This window comes from Runella sp. R5_40 (assembly GCF_057652295.1).
The window spans coordinates 120,905-137,219 of record NZ_JBYFCH010000016.1; the positions used below are offsets into that span (position 1 = coordinate 120,905).

The following is a 16,315-nucleotide window of genomic DNA, read 5'->3' on the forward strand; positions in this document are numbered from 1 at the left end:
TCTTAGAAAGTTAAATTCAGGCTAAAAATAAACGAACGGGCTTTTGGATAGCTCAAATAGTCAATACCAAACGACGAAATACCATTCACCGTACGATCGGTATTTACTTCAGGATCGTAGCCATTGTATTTCGTAATGAGCCACAAGTTCTGACCAGTAATTGAGAATCTCGCCGCCGAAATCCAGTTGTTGATTCCGATTTTCTTGGTGTCGAGGTTATAGCCCAACGTCAGGTTGTTGAGACGGAAAAACGAGCCATCTTTCAAGAAACGCGTCGAAACTGGCGCGGCGTTGTTAATTGATTCGTTGGGTTCGCCTGCCGATTCTGCAATACCGTTCAAGTTTTTAACCAAACGTGCTTTGTAAAAATACGCGTTTGCCGTGTTGTCGTAGATTTTATTACCCGACACCCCGTTAAAGTTCGCGCCTAAATCAAAGCCTTTGTAAGCGATACTGGCGTTGATGTTAAACTGACGCGTTGGCAACGCGCTACCTGCTGCAATACGGTCTTTGTCGGTACCACCTGTACCGTCACCGTCGATATCAGCGTATTTGCTCACGCCTTTATCATCAATTCCGATGTACTGACGCAAGTAGAACGTACCAATCGGCTGTCCATTTACATAACCGTTCACGGTAGCAGATGTCAACCCTGGCCCTGTTGCCGAGCCTGAAGTAATCACGGTATAAGGAGAGTTGTTTACTACGTTTTTGATAAAGGTAATGTTACCACCAATGTCGAAACGCAGACCACTTTGGGCAATGTGGCGATAGTTCATATCTAGCTCAACTCCTTGGTTGGTGATGGTCATGTCAGGAACGTTTGTCCAGTAAGTCGAAGCAGGCTGAATAGGGTCAGCAGGGATAACTTCCAACAAAATTTTGCTTGACACCTTACGGAAATAGTCAACTGAACCCGTCAATGCACCTTTGAACAAACCAAAATCAAGCCCTAAGTCCATTTGAGAAGATAATTCCCACTGAATGTCTGGATTGGCTAGGCGAACGAAAGTTGTTCCTGCGGGATAGCTCGTCGAGGCATCCAACGGATAACTTGTTGTAGCCGAAGCACTTGAAGTAAAGAGCGCTTGAGTAATTTTCGACGGAATCTCTTGGTTACCCGTTTGTCCCCAACCTGCACGAAGTTTCAAATCGGTGAAAGGCCCTGACTGCATAAACGACTCTTCCGACAAGCGCCATCCTGCTGAGAACGACGGGAATATCCCGTATTTGTTATTGGCTCCAAATTTACTTGAACCATCGGCACGCACGGTCGCAGTAAATAAGTAGCGATCTTTGAAGGTATAATTCAAACGAGAGAAAAACGACTGCAACTCATTGATGACCGCAAAACCACCTGGGCGGTTGGTCGCCAACGTCAATTCTTGACCTAAGCTTGGGTTATTGGCTGGTTCAATCGGAGAAACTGCAAATTTGTTAATGCTCCAGTTGCGTCCTGCCAACGAAAATTTCTGGTAAGAGTGACCCGCCAAGGCATTGATGCTGTGGTCGCCGAAGCTTTCATTAAACGTAAAATAGTTCTCGACCAACACGTTGCGGTTGTCCAAGTAAGTTGCTTCCAAACGACCATCTTGCTGCGGCACTGTGCTTGGGAACACCTGTACGTCACGCGTAGAGCTTGAGTTGTCCACCCCAAGGTTCAGTTTGTACGTCAAATTTTTTAAGATTTTGAACGAAGGTGAAATACTTCCTACGATACGGTTGATGGTCGTAATGTCTTTGTTCAAATCAAGTGCCAACACAGGGTTGGTGAATGCCTGATAACGTGCCAATTGGCCATTAGCATCCCGTACAGGATAGGTTGGATTGGCCGAAAGCGCCGAACCAAGTACCCCTTCCACTGGCGGACGGTTGTTGATGGTCTGGCTTGCGGTCAAGTTCATGTCCACCACCAAGCGTCCGTCCATCATTTTCTGTGAAGCATTAAAACGGCCTGTATAACGCTTGAGTGAGCTGTTTTTCATCACCCCTTCTTGGTTTTGAGCTCCCACAGAGCCATAGTAAGTGAGTTTGTCCGTACCTCCACCAAACGACAAGTTGTGGTCTTGGGTAATGGCCTGACGCGTAATTTCTTTTTGCCAATCAGTGTTTGCCTTGAGGTCATCGAGCGTACCACCCACAGCCACTACTTGCTTGCGGAATTCATCAGCAGTAAACAAAGGCAAAGCTCTTGCGACGTTGGAAACACCGATGTTTGACGAAACCGAAATGTTGGCGGTGCCTGATTTTCCTTTTTTGGTAGTAATCAACACCACCCCGTTGGCACCACGCGCACCATAGATGGCCGTTGCTGACGCATCTTTCAATACGTCAATGGCTTCGATGTCTTGCGGGTTAAGGAAGTTCATGGGATTGGTTGCTCCACCCGTGCTTGAGTTGTCGAGCGGGATACCATCCAATACAAACAACGGCGTACTTCCCGTACGAACCCCACCAGGCCCACGAATGGTAATCGACTGACGACCACCTGGTTCACCACTTGCCGAAGTAACGTTTACCCCTGCTACACGACCTTGGAGAAGTTGCTCAGGAGAGTTGACAATACCACGGTTGAAGTCAGTGCTTTTGAGGGTTTTGAGCGCCCCCGTTGCGTCTTTTTTGGTGGTAGTTCCGTACCCAATCACCACCACTTGCGAAAGTTCCGACGCCGACGATTTGAGGGCTACCTCTACGTTGGTGCGGCTTCCTACGACAATTTCTTGTTTTTCATAGCCAATAAATCCAATGACAAGCACTGCTTTCTCGTCCGAGACCACAATGCTAAAATTTCCGTTTGCGTCGGTATTGGTTCCTTTTTGAGTACCTTTTACCACCACGTTACATCCCACAAGCGGCTCTTTGGTGTCCGCATCCGTCACACGGCCTTTGACAGTAATGTCTGCCACGGAGCGCGGTGCTGCTACGGGCATGTTGGCCTGCACATGGGTAGAAAAAAGCCCCATACATCCTAACATAAGGATGCTGAATAGAAGCTTAAAAGGAGGAGAATCGAAAAAATGTTGCATAAAAAAAAGGGTTGTTTGAAGTGTTGAATAAGATAATAATAAAAACTTCGCCCATTTGAGGCCGCAAAAGTGGGTAATATTGCCCACTGAGACTACCCTTGAGATGTTATGAAATCTTTAAATTATGGTTTATGGATGACAACTGGCTCAATGTCAACCCATGCCAACACGGGCATGGCGAAGTGCGTTCAAAGTAGGTAATCACTGGGTCGTTTTTGGTTAAATCAGGCACAATGATATAATAATATTTTTTATACGAAAAGCAACATCGCCCTATCACAAGATGCAAACGTTTGCAATTTTTATTCTTTGGCAAATTGGCATATTCCTCAAAACACAAAACCCCAGTACTACTGCCTATGCGGCTAGTAATACTGGGGAAAAACTAATTGTTCCCTAAAACCTTACTTTCTAGCTATTTTTTATCCTTTTATATTTTTACGACTTCTTCAACGTACTTGGACAAACATAGTCGGTCAACGTAAAGCGACCCGATTTTGAAATCGCGGCAAAACCGCCAGCAATGTCAATAAGGTTGTCGTACCCACGCGACTTCAGAATAGACGAGGCAATCATCGAACGATACCCACCCGCACAGTGAATGTACATGGTTTGATCTTTTGGAAATTCCGCCATTAACTCACTGATGTAGTCCAGCGGTAAGCTTTTAGCACCGTCAATGTGCTCTGCCGAAAACTCGCTTGGGCGACGAACATCAATGACCATCACTTTTTCCTCCGCCATTTTGTCCGCAAGTTCATCGGGCGTAATCGACGTTATCGTGTCCACTTCTTGTCCAGATGCCCCCCACGTTTCGATACCTCCTTCAAGATAACCAATCACGTTATCGTAGCCAACGCGCGCCAAACGCAAAATGGCTTCTTCTTCTTGGCCTATTTCGGTCACTAGCAAAATTTCTTGCTTCACGTCAGGTACCAATGCGCCCACCCACGGAGCAAAATCACCTTTAAGACCAATATTGATAGAATTTGGAATAAATCCTTTATTGAACACTTGGGCACCGCGCGTATCGAGAATCACCGCTCCCGTTTCGTTGGCGGCAGCTTCAAACGCCGCGGCGCTCAATGCCTGCGCCCCACGCTCCATCACGACGTCGATACTTTCGTACCCTTCTTTGTTCATCTTCACGTTTTGAGGGAAGTACTGAGGTGGTTTTGCCAAACCGTTGGTTACTTCTTCAATAAACTCCTCTTTCGTCATATTTGCCCGAAGCGCGTAATTGAACTTCTTCTGGTTTCCTAGCAAGTCGGTTGTTTCCTTACTCATGTTTTTACCACAAGCTGAGCCTGCACCGTGCGCGGGATAAACCACGACGTCGTCGGGTAAGGTCATTACTTTGTTGCGAAGTGACTCGTACAAATGACCAGCCAAGTCATTAATGGTCAAATCTGATTTTTGTGCCAAGTCAGGACGACCTACATCCCCAATGAAAAGGGTATCTCCGCTGAACAACGCTTTTTCTTGACCGTTTTCATCTATCAACAAATAACACGTTGACTCCATGGTGTGGCCTGGCGTATGCAACACTTTAAACTTCACTTTTCCCAGTGGAAACTCTTCGCCATCGGTAGCAATGTGTGCCTCAAAACCTGTTTTGGCATTGGGACCATAGACGATTGGCGCTCCCGTTTTTTTCGACAAATCCAAGTGGCCAGACACAAAATCGGCGTGAAAGTGAGTTTCAAAAACGTATTTAATGGTTGCACCGTCTTTGGCTGCACGCTCAATGTACGGCGTCACTTCACGAAGTGGGTCAATCACGGCTACTTCGCCTTCACTTTCAATGTAATAAGCTCCTTGGGCTAAACAACCCGTATAAATTTGTTCGATTTTCATGCGCTTTTGAGAATGTTATTGTTTGTGATGTAAAATTCCAACTTTTATTCGTCTTGTACCGTGACATTGGTCACACAAGTCTTTTTTTTAACTGAACATGAGTTCTTTAGCAATGATATACACACCCATTACCAATACAAACCAACCAAAGGACTTTTTAAGTTTCTCGCCAGGAATGTATTTTGACATGTAGGTCCCGACAAAGATACCCACCACCGACAAAGCGGTAAATTCGAGCAAAAACGGCCAATCCACTTGCATATTGGACATATCTCCAACAAAACCAATAAGTGATTTTGCCGCAATGATGAGCAACGACGTCCCCACGGCCATTTTCATCGGTAAGCGTGCCAATAACACCAAAGCAGGGATAATTAAGAAACCACCACCCGCTCCGACAATTCCCGTCAAAATCCCTACCACACCGCCTTCAAGGGCAATCAAGGGGTAATTGAATTTCAACTCCTCTGAATCATTTCCTTTGGCTTCTTTTTTATCTTTAATCATAGAATAAGAAGCAGCCAACATCACAAGCGCAAAAAAGACCATGATGGCGACATTTTTGGTAAATTCAAAGCCGCCCACCGTAAACAATGAGCTTGGAATCGAAGGCACCAAATACTTCCGCGTAAGATAGACCGCAACGAACGACGGAATCGCAAAAACAATCGCCGCTTGGTAGTTAACCAATTCCTTACGCATGTAGGTAAACGAACCAACCAACGACGTGGAACCCACAATAAAAAGCGAATAGGCCGTTGAGGTAACTGGGTTAAGATGAAGAAGATACACTAAAACAGGCAGGGTAAGAATACTACCACCGCCACCAATGAGGCCAAGGCTAACGCCAATCAAAATAGAGGCTCCAAAACCGAAAATTTCTAACGTGCTCATACGCTTGCAGAAGGATTGAATGATGCTGCAAAAGTAGAGCGACGCTTACGGGCAGTAAGTGATAATTATCACAGAGCCTCTTTTTTTTACATTAATTCAATTTTATTGCGTGAAAGCTTGACGCGACCGAGTTTTTCGAGTTGTTTGAGCAAACGTGAAATTACTTCGCGCGATGTGGCCAATTCGCCCGCAATTTCTTCGTGCGTTACCGTAAATACGCTGCATCCGCATTGTTTTGATTTGCGTTGCAACAAGCTCAAAAGACGTTCATCAAGTTTTCGGAAGGCAATTTGGTCGATGGCACCCAACAAATCGTCGAATCGTTTTTGGTAAGTGGCAAACACAAATTGTTTCCACGAAGAGTATTTCGACACCCATTCTTCGACTTTCTCGACGGGAACAGAAATTAGTTTTGTTTTTTCTTCCGCTACGGCAGTGATTTCACTTTTACGGCGGTTCAGGCAGCACGTCAATGACATAGCACACGAATCCATCCCTCCTAAATAATATAGTAATGCCTCTCGACCGTCGGTATCGGAGCGCAAGATTTTGATAGAGCCGCTCAAAATAATGGGTACACTACGAATATAAGCCCCTGGGCGCATCAGTACGTGCCCTTCTTCAATTTCCATGTAGGTGCCTACTTGCCCTAATTCTTTGAGCAAGTTTAGCTCAAACAAACCGTTAAAACGGGAGTGAAGAAATTCTATGTCTAGTTGCATGAAGTTTGCGATTGGGGTGTTTTTTATCAATAACGCCGTTCGCAAAATAATTAACTTTTTTTGATTTGAGTTCCAAAAATAGCCCTGTTGAGTCTGATTTTCTTTCTCAACTGTTCATGCGGTCTGACTGAGACGGGGTCAAACGATAGTCAGGCCACCCCGATTTGCAAGAAACTACTCATGCGGTCTGACTGTCGTCTGACCGAGACGGTGGTCAGACGATAGTCAGACCACCCCACTCACTACATCGCAGGAGCTTTCACAATGGCATCAAAAATGCCCGTCAAAACCTGTCCGTTTCGCTTGATTTGCAAGAAAATACGGTATTGTCCTTCCTTGGGAAAGGCATACGGAAACACAATTCGGTTTTTGTGTTTCATGCTGCCCATTTCGTGCGCGTTCATGCCCGTCATGGTTTGCATCAACAATTGGTCACGCTCCGAAGGTGCCATTGCCTTGAGGCTTGCCACGTAGCGGTCGATGCTATCTCGAAAAATCTTGGGAGAAGTCGTAAGGCGATAAATTTTGGTTGTATCCGCAATTCGGCTCTGCATACTTTGTTGGGCGGCCATCGAATACGTCCCCACGGGATGCAAATGGATATACACCTTCCCGTCCGATTTCACGATAGCCGCGTGGCCATTCATGCCCAAATACGGCTCCAAAATCGTAGGTTTGCCGCTAGGGTCAAACACTTCAAATGCCAGTTGATAGGGTTTCCCCGCTTCAAACGCGACGTTCGATTTTCCCTCCCACACGACCGTAGAGCCATCTTTTAGCTTGGTGCTTGTGCCAGGTTTGCCGCATATTACCACGTTTTCATCCACAGGAATCCGCTTGGGGTTGTTCAGCGGGTCTGACACCACATAGGTATCTTCGGGATCAGTTTTAGGAAAAATGTTTCCTTGAATAGCAGGAATTTCGACTGTATCGGTGATGGTTTCCGTAAATCCCGAGCGTTGCACAATGTCGGCATAGACGAGGTACTTACCTGCGGGAAGTTTTGGCAAATACGCCTCAAACGTAGCAGTATCTCGTCGCTCGGGATGAAGATGGGCGAAGGCGTCTAACGTGTGTTGACGTACCAAAAATAAGTGCATCAATTTCCCGTGATCGGGTATCAAAAAACTCAGCGTAGTTCGTTGCCTTGTTTTGAGCAAATGCGTCGTATCAATTTTGAGCTGGAAAAGTCGCTCCCCGCTTTGGTTAACGACCGCTGCTTTTCCTTCTAAGGGTTTGTATAAATGCTGTTTATAGTCATCAGCCCAGCTACTCCACCAGCTACTTCCTCCGTACAAAATGAGCGTACAGGCCACCACCGCAACGCCCATATTCACTAACCGAGCGCGTTTTTGCTTGGTCGTCAACGATTCTCCTGCTTTCAATAACCCATCGCTGGCACTAGCTCCGATGGTGGTTACTAACAATACCACCAACAACAATCCCAACACGCTCAACAACACCCCCAACCCCGCAGGCATTTCGCGTTGAGCCGTAGAAATAGCCGCAATGGGCACCACCAACTCACTTTTCCCTTTATCGCCTTCGATGGTGATTTGGACACTTGACGCCCCTCCCGCCATCAACCACACAACACCCTGAAATTGACCAACTTGGCCAGCAACCGCCGCAAGTTCGTCGGCCGACGGAGCGCCTTCATCTCCCGTTCGGAAATAAATCGGGCGCGCCATTACTTTTTTGGCATTTCCTTCTTCGACATACACCGTCACATTCGCCGTTCCTGGAATCACATCGGGTGGCATCAAGCTTACCAGCACCCGATACCCACCTGCTTGTCCTTGGTACAACACCCCCGAACTACCAACGTGCGCCTGCACTTGTATGACTAAAAACAGGGCGATAAAGCCGACAAAAGCAGCAACTTTTCTAATTTCTATCCTTTTCATACGTGTCTTCTCCCCTCTTTTATCGTTGAATAGTTCGCATCCATTTTCCCCACGCCAAGCCAATCCGAGACGACACGTAGCCGAAGCCCAACGCATATACCATTCCCAGCGCAAACTGTGAAGTGGTTTGCAACGTCCAAGGGGCAAATTTGTAGCGGTATTCCCAATTGGGGTCGTTACCAAAATAATAATAGTGTGTTCCAAAAATCCAGTTACGAGAATAGGGTGATTCGCGTAAAAAGCTCCCAAAAGGCCACTGTACCAACAACAAAACAAGTACAAAGGCCAGGCTCATAAGGGCGGCCAACTTCCAATCGTTTAGGTACGCAAAGCGGTGCATTAGCCAGTCCATCGCTAATGCAGGCAGTAACAACAAAATCGGAAAAGCAAATCCTTGGTAATGGTCGAAGTGATTCCAAATGGGGCCTAATTTAGGTTCAGCAGGAAACAACGGAATAATCCAAAGCGTCAAACACATCAAAGCAGTATAAACGGCCGTCACGGAAGTCATCGCCCAACGTCCGCCATTGCCCCGCCCCATTGCCAACAAAAAGATAGGAAACGCCATGGCCGACAATTTATAAAAACTCGCGTTGTGCATTTCCCAGCTCCCAAGTTCTTCCGACAACAAGGTGTACCACATCGTCATCAAAAAACCACCCGAAAGCGCAAACATCAGGTTGAGGCGTTTGAGCCGACGTTGTGAAAAATCCGTGTCTATTTGCGCGGTTTTCATCTGGTTTTTAACCGACATCACACTCACAATTGCTCCAAATTGCACCCCAATAATTCCCAAAGCCAGTACGGTATGCGGTGGAGAGAGAATCGTCACGTCGAGCCCATAAGTATTGTGCCACCAATCATCGAAAGGAGCCGATGTAAGCATCATCATCGCCCCCCAAATGCAAAACAGCGCCCCCAATGAGCTGTAGAAAAAGCCCCAAATCTTAACGCTTTTGGCTTTTTCGGTCGCACTGCCTTTGAAAGTAGTATATAACACTTGGTAGCCCGAAAATAGCCCAGACACAACCGCTCCCACGTAAATCACCACGTGCGGAGGCGATAGCAGTCCATCGCGGCCAATGCTCATGTGCCAACAAATGTCCCAAATCAAGCCCGTAATCACACAGAGCGACGAAAACACTACGGCGTATAAATAAGGGGGAATGTTAAGAAAAAAATCTCGGCTCGAAACAGCGGATTCATAACGAGAAGATTCGCCTGCGGCAGGCGATAAAGTACTGTCCATAACTGCAAGGGTTGTTGTTAGGTTTTATTGATGAATACTGGCTCAAAACAGAATTAGGCCATGAAACTACGAAAAACCTACGACAACTCTGTACGGTTATTCCCCCATCCAAAGCCGAAATTCTCCCGATTTATCTCGGCTAATAAACACTTCTTCGACAGTAGCGGGTTTTAAGTCGAGTTTTAGGCGGCTATTAAAATGTAGGTGTACTTTATCCACGGCTTTGGCACAAAGAATAATCTGGCGGTTGGCCCGAAAAAAACAACTAGGATTGAGGATACACTCTAATTCATCCAAAGTATAATCAATCACGTACGAACGTTCGTCCCAAGTTTTAACAAATGTTAGACGTTCTTGGCTGTAAAAATAGGCAATATCTTCGACCGCAATGGGAACCAAACGAGAGCCTTGTTTCAACAAAAAACGTTCGCGATAGTCGGTTTGTGGAAGCTTCGTTTGTTTAATTGCGTTCACCAGCTCATTGATGCTCAACGAATTATCTGACGTAGTTCCGTAGAGTTTTTTTAGTTCCTTAAATTTTTGCAAACTGCGTTGAAGGGCTTTTTCATCAATGGGTTTGAGCAGATAATCAATGCTATTGACCCGAAATGCCTGAATCGCGTATTCGTTGTAGGCTGTCGTAAAAATGACGGGACTTTTCACCTCTATTTGGTTGAAAATCTCAAAACTTTGCCCATCCACTAGTTCAATGTCCATCAACAACAAATCGGGACTTTCGTTGGCCTGCAACCACGCAACCGATGCCTCCACGCTGTCGAGCATGGTCACGACCTCAATACTTTCGTCGCATTCTTGTACCATGGCTTTCAGTTGTCGTGCCGCCAAGGCTTCGTCTTCAATGATGATTACTTTCATAGTCAGTTACGCTCAATACACTGCCCCCGCTGGCACAGCTACGTCGATGAGGGGGAGTTTCACTTCAAACATATCTTCTTTCTTGTAGATTTGAACCTGAGGTTGGCGCAGAAGACTGTATTTAGAAGTAATATTTACCAACCCTTTTTGGCTCGATGGCATCGAATTATTGGGTTTGCACTGCAAGTTATTTTGCACTACCAACTCCCCTATTTTATTTGTAAATATCTTGATATGCAATGGCTTAGAAACAGAAACAATGTTGTGTTTTACGGCATTTTCAACCAAAAGTTGCAGCGTCAAAGGTGGAATGTGCGCGTAGCGAAAAGCAGGGTCAATATTAACCTCAAGCGAAATACCATCTTCAAAACGAGTTTTTAACAGCCCAAAATACGCGTGGGTAAATTCCAGCTCTTTTTCGAGCGAAATCAACTGTTGTTCATTGCTTTGTAACAAATACCGATACACCTGCGATAGGTCTCCGATAAACTTCACCGCCGTTTTGTTTTCGTTGGACTTCACCAACGCTTGAAGCGTATTGAGGCTATTGAACAAAAAATGGGGCTGCACTTGGTTTTTGAGCGAATCGAGCTGCATTTCTAAGTTGGCGCGGCTCAATTCTTCGGTTTCTCGCTTGCTAATCAGCCACTCACTGAAGAAATAACGGCTTTCATAAACGGCAAAAATAATGGCCAAATAAAACAGATTAAGCCCCACCATAAAGAGGGTTTCGGGATGCAACCAATCGAATTTGGGATAATTGCTATAAACAAAATAATCGAAGAAAAGCAAACGCTGAATCACCAATATAACCACCGCAGGAATGCACAAAAAACCCAGCGCAATCAGGCGTTGTTTGACTTTTTCTAGCCCTGGATTTCGGTGCCGCACCGCCACAATGAGCCAGCGCCCCATAAACCATGAAAAATAAACCGAAGCAAGGCTCGCCATCAAAAACTTGGCAGCCGTCCAATTGTCTTTACAAAGGGTAGGTAAATTAAAAAAAACCGTCGCCACTGCCCACAATACCAAGGGGCCGAGAAATAAGAGTTTTCTATCGTTTAAGCGGGTTCTCATGCGTGTGAATCAACGGTCATTAACAAAAATAAACACGTGCGTTCGCAAGTCTCGTTATTTGCGTACGAAAGTGCTAATTTAGAAACTGAACCGTCGTAAATACTAAATCAACGGTTAGATGATGGGTCGAGTACGGGGACAACGTTCGGGTGTCTTTTTACAACAAACCAAGTCCCCTTCTTTGCATTTAGGCGTTGACGATTTGATGGCCGACTGATGCAGGATTTCTTTGAGCGAAACCGATTCGGAACTAATGCTACAGCTACTAATAAAAAGTACGCCGATGAATAGCCAACTTTTTTTCCAAGGTAGTTTTTGAGCCATGGACGTATCGTTTTGGGTTGTAAGAATCTTATATATGAACGTACGCTTTACGCACAAAAGTACGCGATTGTCGCAATTATTTCACTATTCTTCGGCAGAATGAATTAGTTGGTTAAATTCACCATCTTTAAAAAATCAAACGAAGTATCATAGACGTTGTGTTTTTTGACAAGCGAAATCAACTTTTTCTCAATACCATGATTATCGGCAATATTAGAAAAATATAAAAACAAATACTTTCGACTAGGAACGACTAGCACGCCATTGCTAAAACCACACGTACTTCCTGTATGATACAGCGCCAACGGTTCGGTTTCATTTTTCTGAAAAAACCAGCCCAAACCATATTGCCCTTGCGATGGGCTTGGTAGCTGAATTGCTACTTTTTTCAACTCTACCTCCAAAGAAATCAACTTGTTATTTATCAATCCATTATACCATTTATAATAATCTTCGAGCGAGGTATAAACACAGCCATCCCCTTTGGTCGCGCTGGTAATACTTTGGTCAGAAGCGATGAGGGCTCCTTGTTTATTTTTGGCATACCCCATGGCTCGGTGCGGAATACTCTTCCCCGCTTCATAAATTCGGGTGGAAGACATGCCAAGCGGTTTAAAAATGTGTTTTGTTATAAAATCTACATACGACATCCCTGACGCTTTTTCGACCATTTGTTCCAACACGCAAAAACCCGAATTGCTGTAACGAAAGGTTGTCCCGGGCTCAAAATACGTTCGGGTTTCTTTGCTCAACATTGCCACTACCTCAGCATCCAAAATTTGGGTAGTACGCTCCTCGGGCAAGCTATTTTCATAATCCCATATCCCCGACGAATGCGTTAGCAAATGCCGTACTTTGATTTTTTCTCCAACAGTTGCCTCAAAATCAGGGAAAAATCGAAGCAAATTATCGTCATAAGAAAGACGCCCTTGCTTGGCCAACAACATGATGCACATGGCCGTAAACTGCTTAGACACCGACGCCATCCGAAAGTTAGACTGTGAACTGAGCGGTTCTTTGGTATCCGCATTGGCCATTCCTACTCCTTTTTTATAAAGCAATTTTCCCTCCTTAACCACCATGACGGCGATGCCTGCTTGATTCTTGTCAAACCGCTGATGCAGGAGTTGGTCAAGGTCTTTTTCGAGGTTCATTTGGGCAAAAAGTAGATTATCTACGAATAACAATAAAAAAAAGAGGATTTTTCGCATTTCTGTGGCCTTTAATAGCTTCCTATTAGTATATTGTGAAAGTACAAAAGTAAGCCGACGCATACTCATCTCCTAAACCTTTCCGACTTCATGAATTCAACTCCCAACCTCCGCTACGCATGGTACGTAGTAGCGGTGCTCATGCTTGCCTACATTTCGTCGTTTATCGACCGCCAAGTACTCACCTTGCTTGTCAAACCCCTCAAACGAGATTTTAACGTTACCGACACCCAGGTGGGACTACTCATTGGCTTTAGCTTTGCCATTTTTTACACCTTTCTCGGCATTCCCATTGGCCGCATGGCCGACCGAAAAAACCGCAAACGCATTATCGTTTGGGGTATTACTATCTGGAGCATCATGACTGCCCTTTGCGGGGTCACGGGCAGTTACAATCAGCTCTTTATTGCACGCGTGGGCGTAGGCATCGGCGAAGCTGCCCTGTCGCCCGCGGCTTATTCGCTCATTACCGACTTATTTCCGCGCCAAAAACTGGGTACAGCCCTAGGTATCTATAACATTGGTGTTTATTTAGGCTCAGGTTTGTCCATTTTATTGGTAGCCCTCATCCTGAAACTCGTGAGCGTCGAAGGGACTTGGAGCATCCCTTTCTTTGGAGATATTTATCCGTGGCAAAGCGTATTTTTTATTGTCGGAATTCCAGGGTTACTCATTGTTGCGCTTATTGCCTTCACCATCAAAGAGCCCGAACGCCAAAACGCTTCCAAAGCCGCCGTTTCAACCCAAGAAGTTAAACGGTATTTTGCGGCCAACCGTCAGGCTATTTTGTGTTTGTTTTTCGGCATTGCCTTTATGGCTTTTGGCTCGTACGCTACCACCTCATGGACACCTACGTTGCTCGTTCGCCACTACGGCCTCACCGAAGCCCAAGCGGGGCTGTTACTTGGGAGCATCGTTACCATCTTTTCCACGGGAGGCGTTATTGTAGGTGGTCGTTACAGCGACCGACTTACCCAACAAGGCAAAGCCGACGCCAAAATGCGGGTAGGTTTCATCGGAATGTCCATTGGGCTATTTTTAGCCTTGATTGTCCTTGTTTTTTTCACCCTTACGCCTGCCCCCATTCAAGGTTTTGTGGTGTTATTGGCACTTTGCTGTTTTGCCACCTCCATGCCCTATGGCGCAGCTACGGCAGCGGTTCAGGAAATGATACCTGCGCCTATGCGGGCTACTTTCTCTGCTTTGTTTCTGTTTGTGGTCAATTTACTTGGCTTGGGCGGTGGTCCGCTCATGGTCGGGCTTCTCAACGATAAGCTCTTTCACGACCCCAATCAAGTGCATTTGTCTTTCGCCATCACGTTGGTCATGGCAACAGGATTTTCGTGCTTCCTTTTATATACAGGGCTAAAACCTTTTGTTCAAAGTATCGAAAATGCCAAAGCCGAAAGCTAAACGGCTTTACCAAAACAGACAACCATGGCCGCCAACGCATAGTGATAGACATCCGTGGGATTGAAGGGGAGGTGATTGTTAGCTACTTTTGTTGCTAACCCAATAATCATCACCCCTACCACAATCCAAACCGCTTTTTGGTATTTTTTCATTAGCCCAAAAACAGCGATGAGCATGACCAAAAGCATAGAAAATGCTTGTATCACCGAACCAAACACTTCGTAAGCGGGGTCGAGCAACGTCACAAAAATCAACAACCCTACTCCTACCGAGCTTACCACCACCCACTTCGACATGCTTTGGCGCATCACCAATGCCCAAATAGCCACCACCACTGCCACCAACCCCACACTTCCTGCCAAGGTAGAAAGCGAACGATGCGTAGCCGTCAAATCTTTGACGCCCAAATACCTAAAAACACCAGCCGCCGCTGCCAGTGCCGTCGTGACCAAAAAAATGCCCCACAAAATTCGATTATAAAAAGGTTGCCGAGCAAAAAAGCGAAAAAAAGCAACAATACACACAAGCGCTAAAACGGCGTCGGAAATGGCATTGGAAAGATGTAGCATGAAAAAAGTAAGTTTAGGCTAGGTTCAAAAACCGTTTAATACAAGGCTCTGACGTAAAAAAACTACCCAAAATCCCTGTCTCAAGGGCTTTAACAAGGTAGGGGATATTCTCCATTTTCGTCGCTAATTGGGGCGTTTTTTTTTGAATTTAAAATTTTTCTTGACGAATAACTTTTGTACTTTCTTCATTTAAACCTACTTTTACTGGAAAATTTTAGACTCCTGTCTTGAATAAAATAAAGTTAACATCTTGAATCACGCAATTTTACACTAACCACCAATGAGCGTATTAGTCAATAAAAATTCCAAGATAATTGTACAGGGATTTACAGGTTCGGAAGGAACCTTCCATGCTCAACAAATGATTGAGTACGGTACGAATGTTGTCGGAGGCGTTACTCCAGGTAAAGGAGGACAATCTCACCTTGAGCGTCCTGTGTTCAACACAGTCGCTGATGCTGTTGCAACAACCGGCGCTGATGTCTCAATTATTTTCGTTCCACCTGCATTTGCAGGCGACGCTATCATGGAAGCGGCTGATGCGGGTATCAAGGTGATTGTTTGTATTACCGAAGGTATTCCTACCAAAGACATGATGATGGCCAAAGAGTACATCCGTACCAAAGAGTGCCGCCTCATCGGACCTAACTGCCCAGGTGTTATGACTGCCGACGAATGTAAAGTAGGTATCATGCCTGGCTTTATCTTCAAAAAAGGAACGATTGGTATTGTGTCTAAGTCAGGTACGTTGACCTACGAAGCCGTTGACCAGTTGAGCCGTGTAGGTCTTGGCCAAACTACTGCCATCGGTATCGGTGGGGACCCAATCATTGGTACAACGACCAAAGAAGCGGTTGAATTATTAATGAATGACCCTGAAACAGAAGGTATCGTCATGATTGGTGAAATCGGTGGAAGCATGGAAGCTGACGCTGCTCATTGGATCAAAGAAAACGGAACAAAACCTGTCGTTGGTTTCATCGCAGGCCAAACAGCGCCAAAAGGTCGCCGTATGGGTCACGCGGGTGCCATCATCGGTGGCGCAGACGACACTGCCGAAGCAAAAATGCGTATCATGCGTGAGTGTGGTATCCACGTGGTAGAATCTCCTGCACTTCTTGGCGAAACGATGTTGAAAGCATTGGGCAAAGCCTAATAAATACCGTCAAAATGTATAATTTTGCAGGCAA

Annotated in this window: 13 protein-coding genes; 2 read left to right on the forward strand and 11 right to left on the reverse strand. The window is 45.5% G+C overall.

Features of this window, described 5'->3' with window-relative positions; translation table 11 throughout:
• Positions 1-2 precede the first annotated feature (2 nt).
• The 10 genes from AC23N5_RS22485 to AC23N5_RS22530 form a co-directional block, all read right to left on the reverse strand.
• Positions 3-2,963 carry a SusC/RagA family TonB-linked outer membrane protein gene (locus tag AC23N5_RS22485; RefSeq protein WP_487757360.1) on the reverse strand — a complete coding sequence of 987 codons (2,961 nt, stop codon included), beginning with the start codon at positions 2,961-2,963 and terminating at the stop codon, positions 3-5.
• 501 nt (positions 2,964-3,464) lie between these two features.
• Positions 3,465-4,883, reverse strand: a complete 1,419-nt coding sequence (locus AC23N5_RS22490) for an MBL fold metallo-hydrolase (protein WP_487757349.1) — start codon at positions 4,881-4,883, stop codon at positions 3,465-3,467.
• A gap of 87 nt (positions 4,884-4,970) precedes the next feature.
• On the reverse strand, positions 4,971-5,777 hold the full coding sequence (locus tag AC23N5_RS22495; protein WP_183973800.1) for a sulfite exporter TauE/SafE family protein: 807 nt from the start codon (positions 5,775-5,777) through the stop codon (positions 4,971-4,973).
• An 86-nt stretch (positions 5,778-5,863) separates the two neighbouring features.
• Entirely contained in the window at positions 5,864-6,499 is a 636-nt protein-coding gene (locus AC23N5_RS22500) for a Crp/Fnr family transcriptional regulator (protein ID WP_183973798.1), read from the reverse strand.
• A 242-nt stretch (positions 6,500-6,741) separates the two neighbouring features.
• Positions 6,742-8,406 (reverse strand): hypothetical protein, encoded by a 1,665-nt coding sequence (locus AC23N5_RS22505; protein WP_487757350.1) that lies wholly within the window; start codon positions 8,404-8,406, stop codon positions 6,742-6,744.
• 19 nt (positions 8,407-8,425) lie between these two features.
• Positions 8,426-9,655, reverse strand: coding sequence for a hypothetical protein (locus tag AC23N5_RS22510; protein ID WP_183973796.1), 1,230 nt, complete (start codon positions 9,653-9,655; stop codon positions 8,426-8,428).
• Positions 9,656-9,751: 96 nt separating this feature from the next.
• Entirely contained in the window at positions 9,752-10,531 is a 780-nt protein-coding gene (locus AC23N5_RS22515) for a LytR/AlgR family response regulator transcription factor (protein ID WP_183973794.1), read from the reverse strand.
• Positions 10,532-10,543: 12 nt separating this feature from the next.
• Positions 10,544-11,608: a sensor histidine kinase gene (locus AC23N5_RS22520; protein ID WP_183973792.1), complete on the reverse strand. Its 1,065-nt coding sequence runs from the start codon at positions 11,606-11,608 to the stop codon at positions 10,544-10,546.
• A gap of 114 nt (positions 11,609-11,722) precedes the next feature.
• Positions 11,723-11,932, reverse strand: a complete 210-nt coding sequence (locus AC23N5_RS22525) for a hypothetical protein (RefSeq protein ID WP_122931678.1) — start codon at positions 11,930-11,932, stop codon at positions 11,723-11,725.
• A gap of 104 nt (positions 11,933-12,036) precedes the next feature.
• On the reverse strand, positions 12,037-13,143 hold the full coding sequence (locus tag AC23N5_RS22530) for a serine hydrolase domain-containing protein (protein ID WP_487757351.1): 1,107 nt from the start codon (positions 13,141-13,143) through the stop codon (positions 12,037-12,039).
• A 90-nt stretch (positions 13,144-13,233) separates the two neighbouring features.
• On the opposite strand from AC23N5_RS22530, the gene AC23N5_RS22535 reads away from it, so the two are divergent.
• On the forward strand, positions 13,234-14,556 hold the full coding sequence (locus AC23N5_RS22535) for a spinster family MFS transporter (protein WP_487757352.1): 1,323 nt from the start codon (positions 13,234-13,236) through the stop codon (positions 14,554-14,556).
• Here AC23N5_RS22535 and AC23N5_RS22540 read toward each other — a convergent pair.
• On the reverse strand, positions 14,553-15,125 hold the full coding sequence (locus AC23N5_RS22540) for a DUF6962 family protein (RefSeq protein ID WP_028525216.1): 573 nt from the start codon (positions 15,123-15,125) through the stop codon (positions 14,553-14,555). The genes AC23N5_RS22535 and AC23N5_RS22540 overlap by 4 nt on opposite strands.
• 280 nt (positions 15,126-15,405) lie before the next feature.
• On the opposite strand from AC23N5_RS22540, the gene sucD reads away from it, so the two are divergent.
• The gene (gene sucD / locus AC23N5_RS22545; protein WP_122931681.1) at positions 15,406-16,281 is read left to right on the forward strand and encodes a succinate--CoA ligase subunit alpha; all 876 of its coding nucleotides are present in this window, start codon (positions 15,406-15,408) and stop codon (positions 16,279-16,281) included.
• Positions 16,282-16,315: the final 34 nt, after the last annotated feature.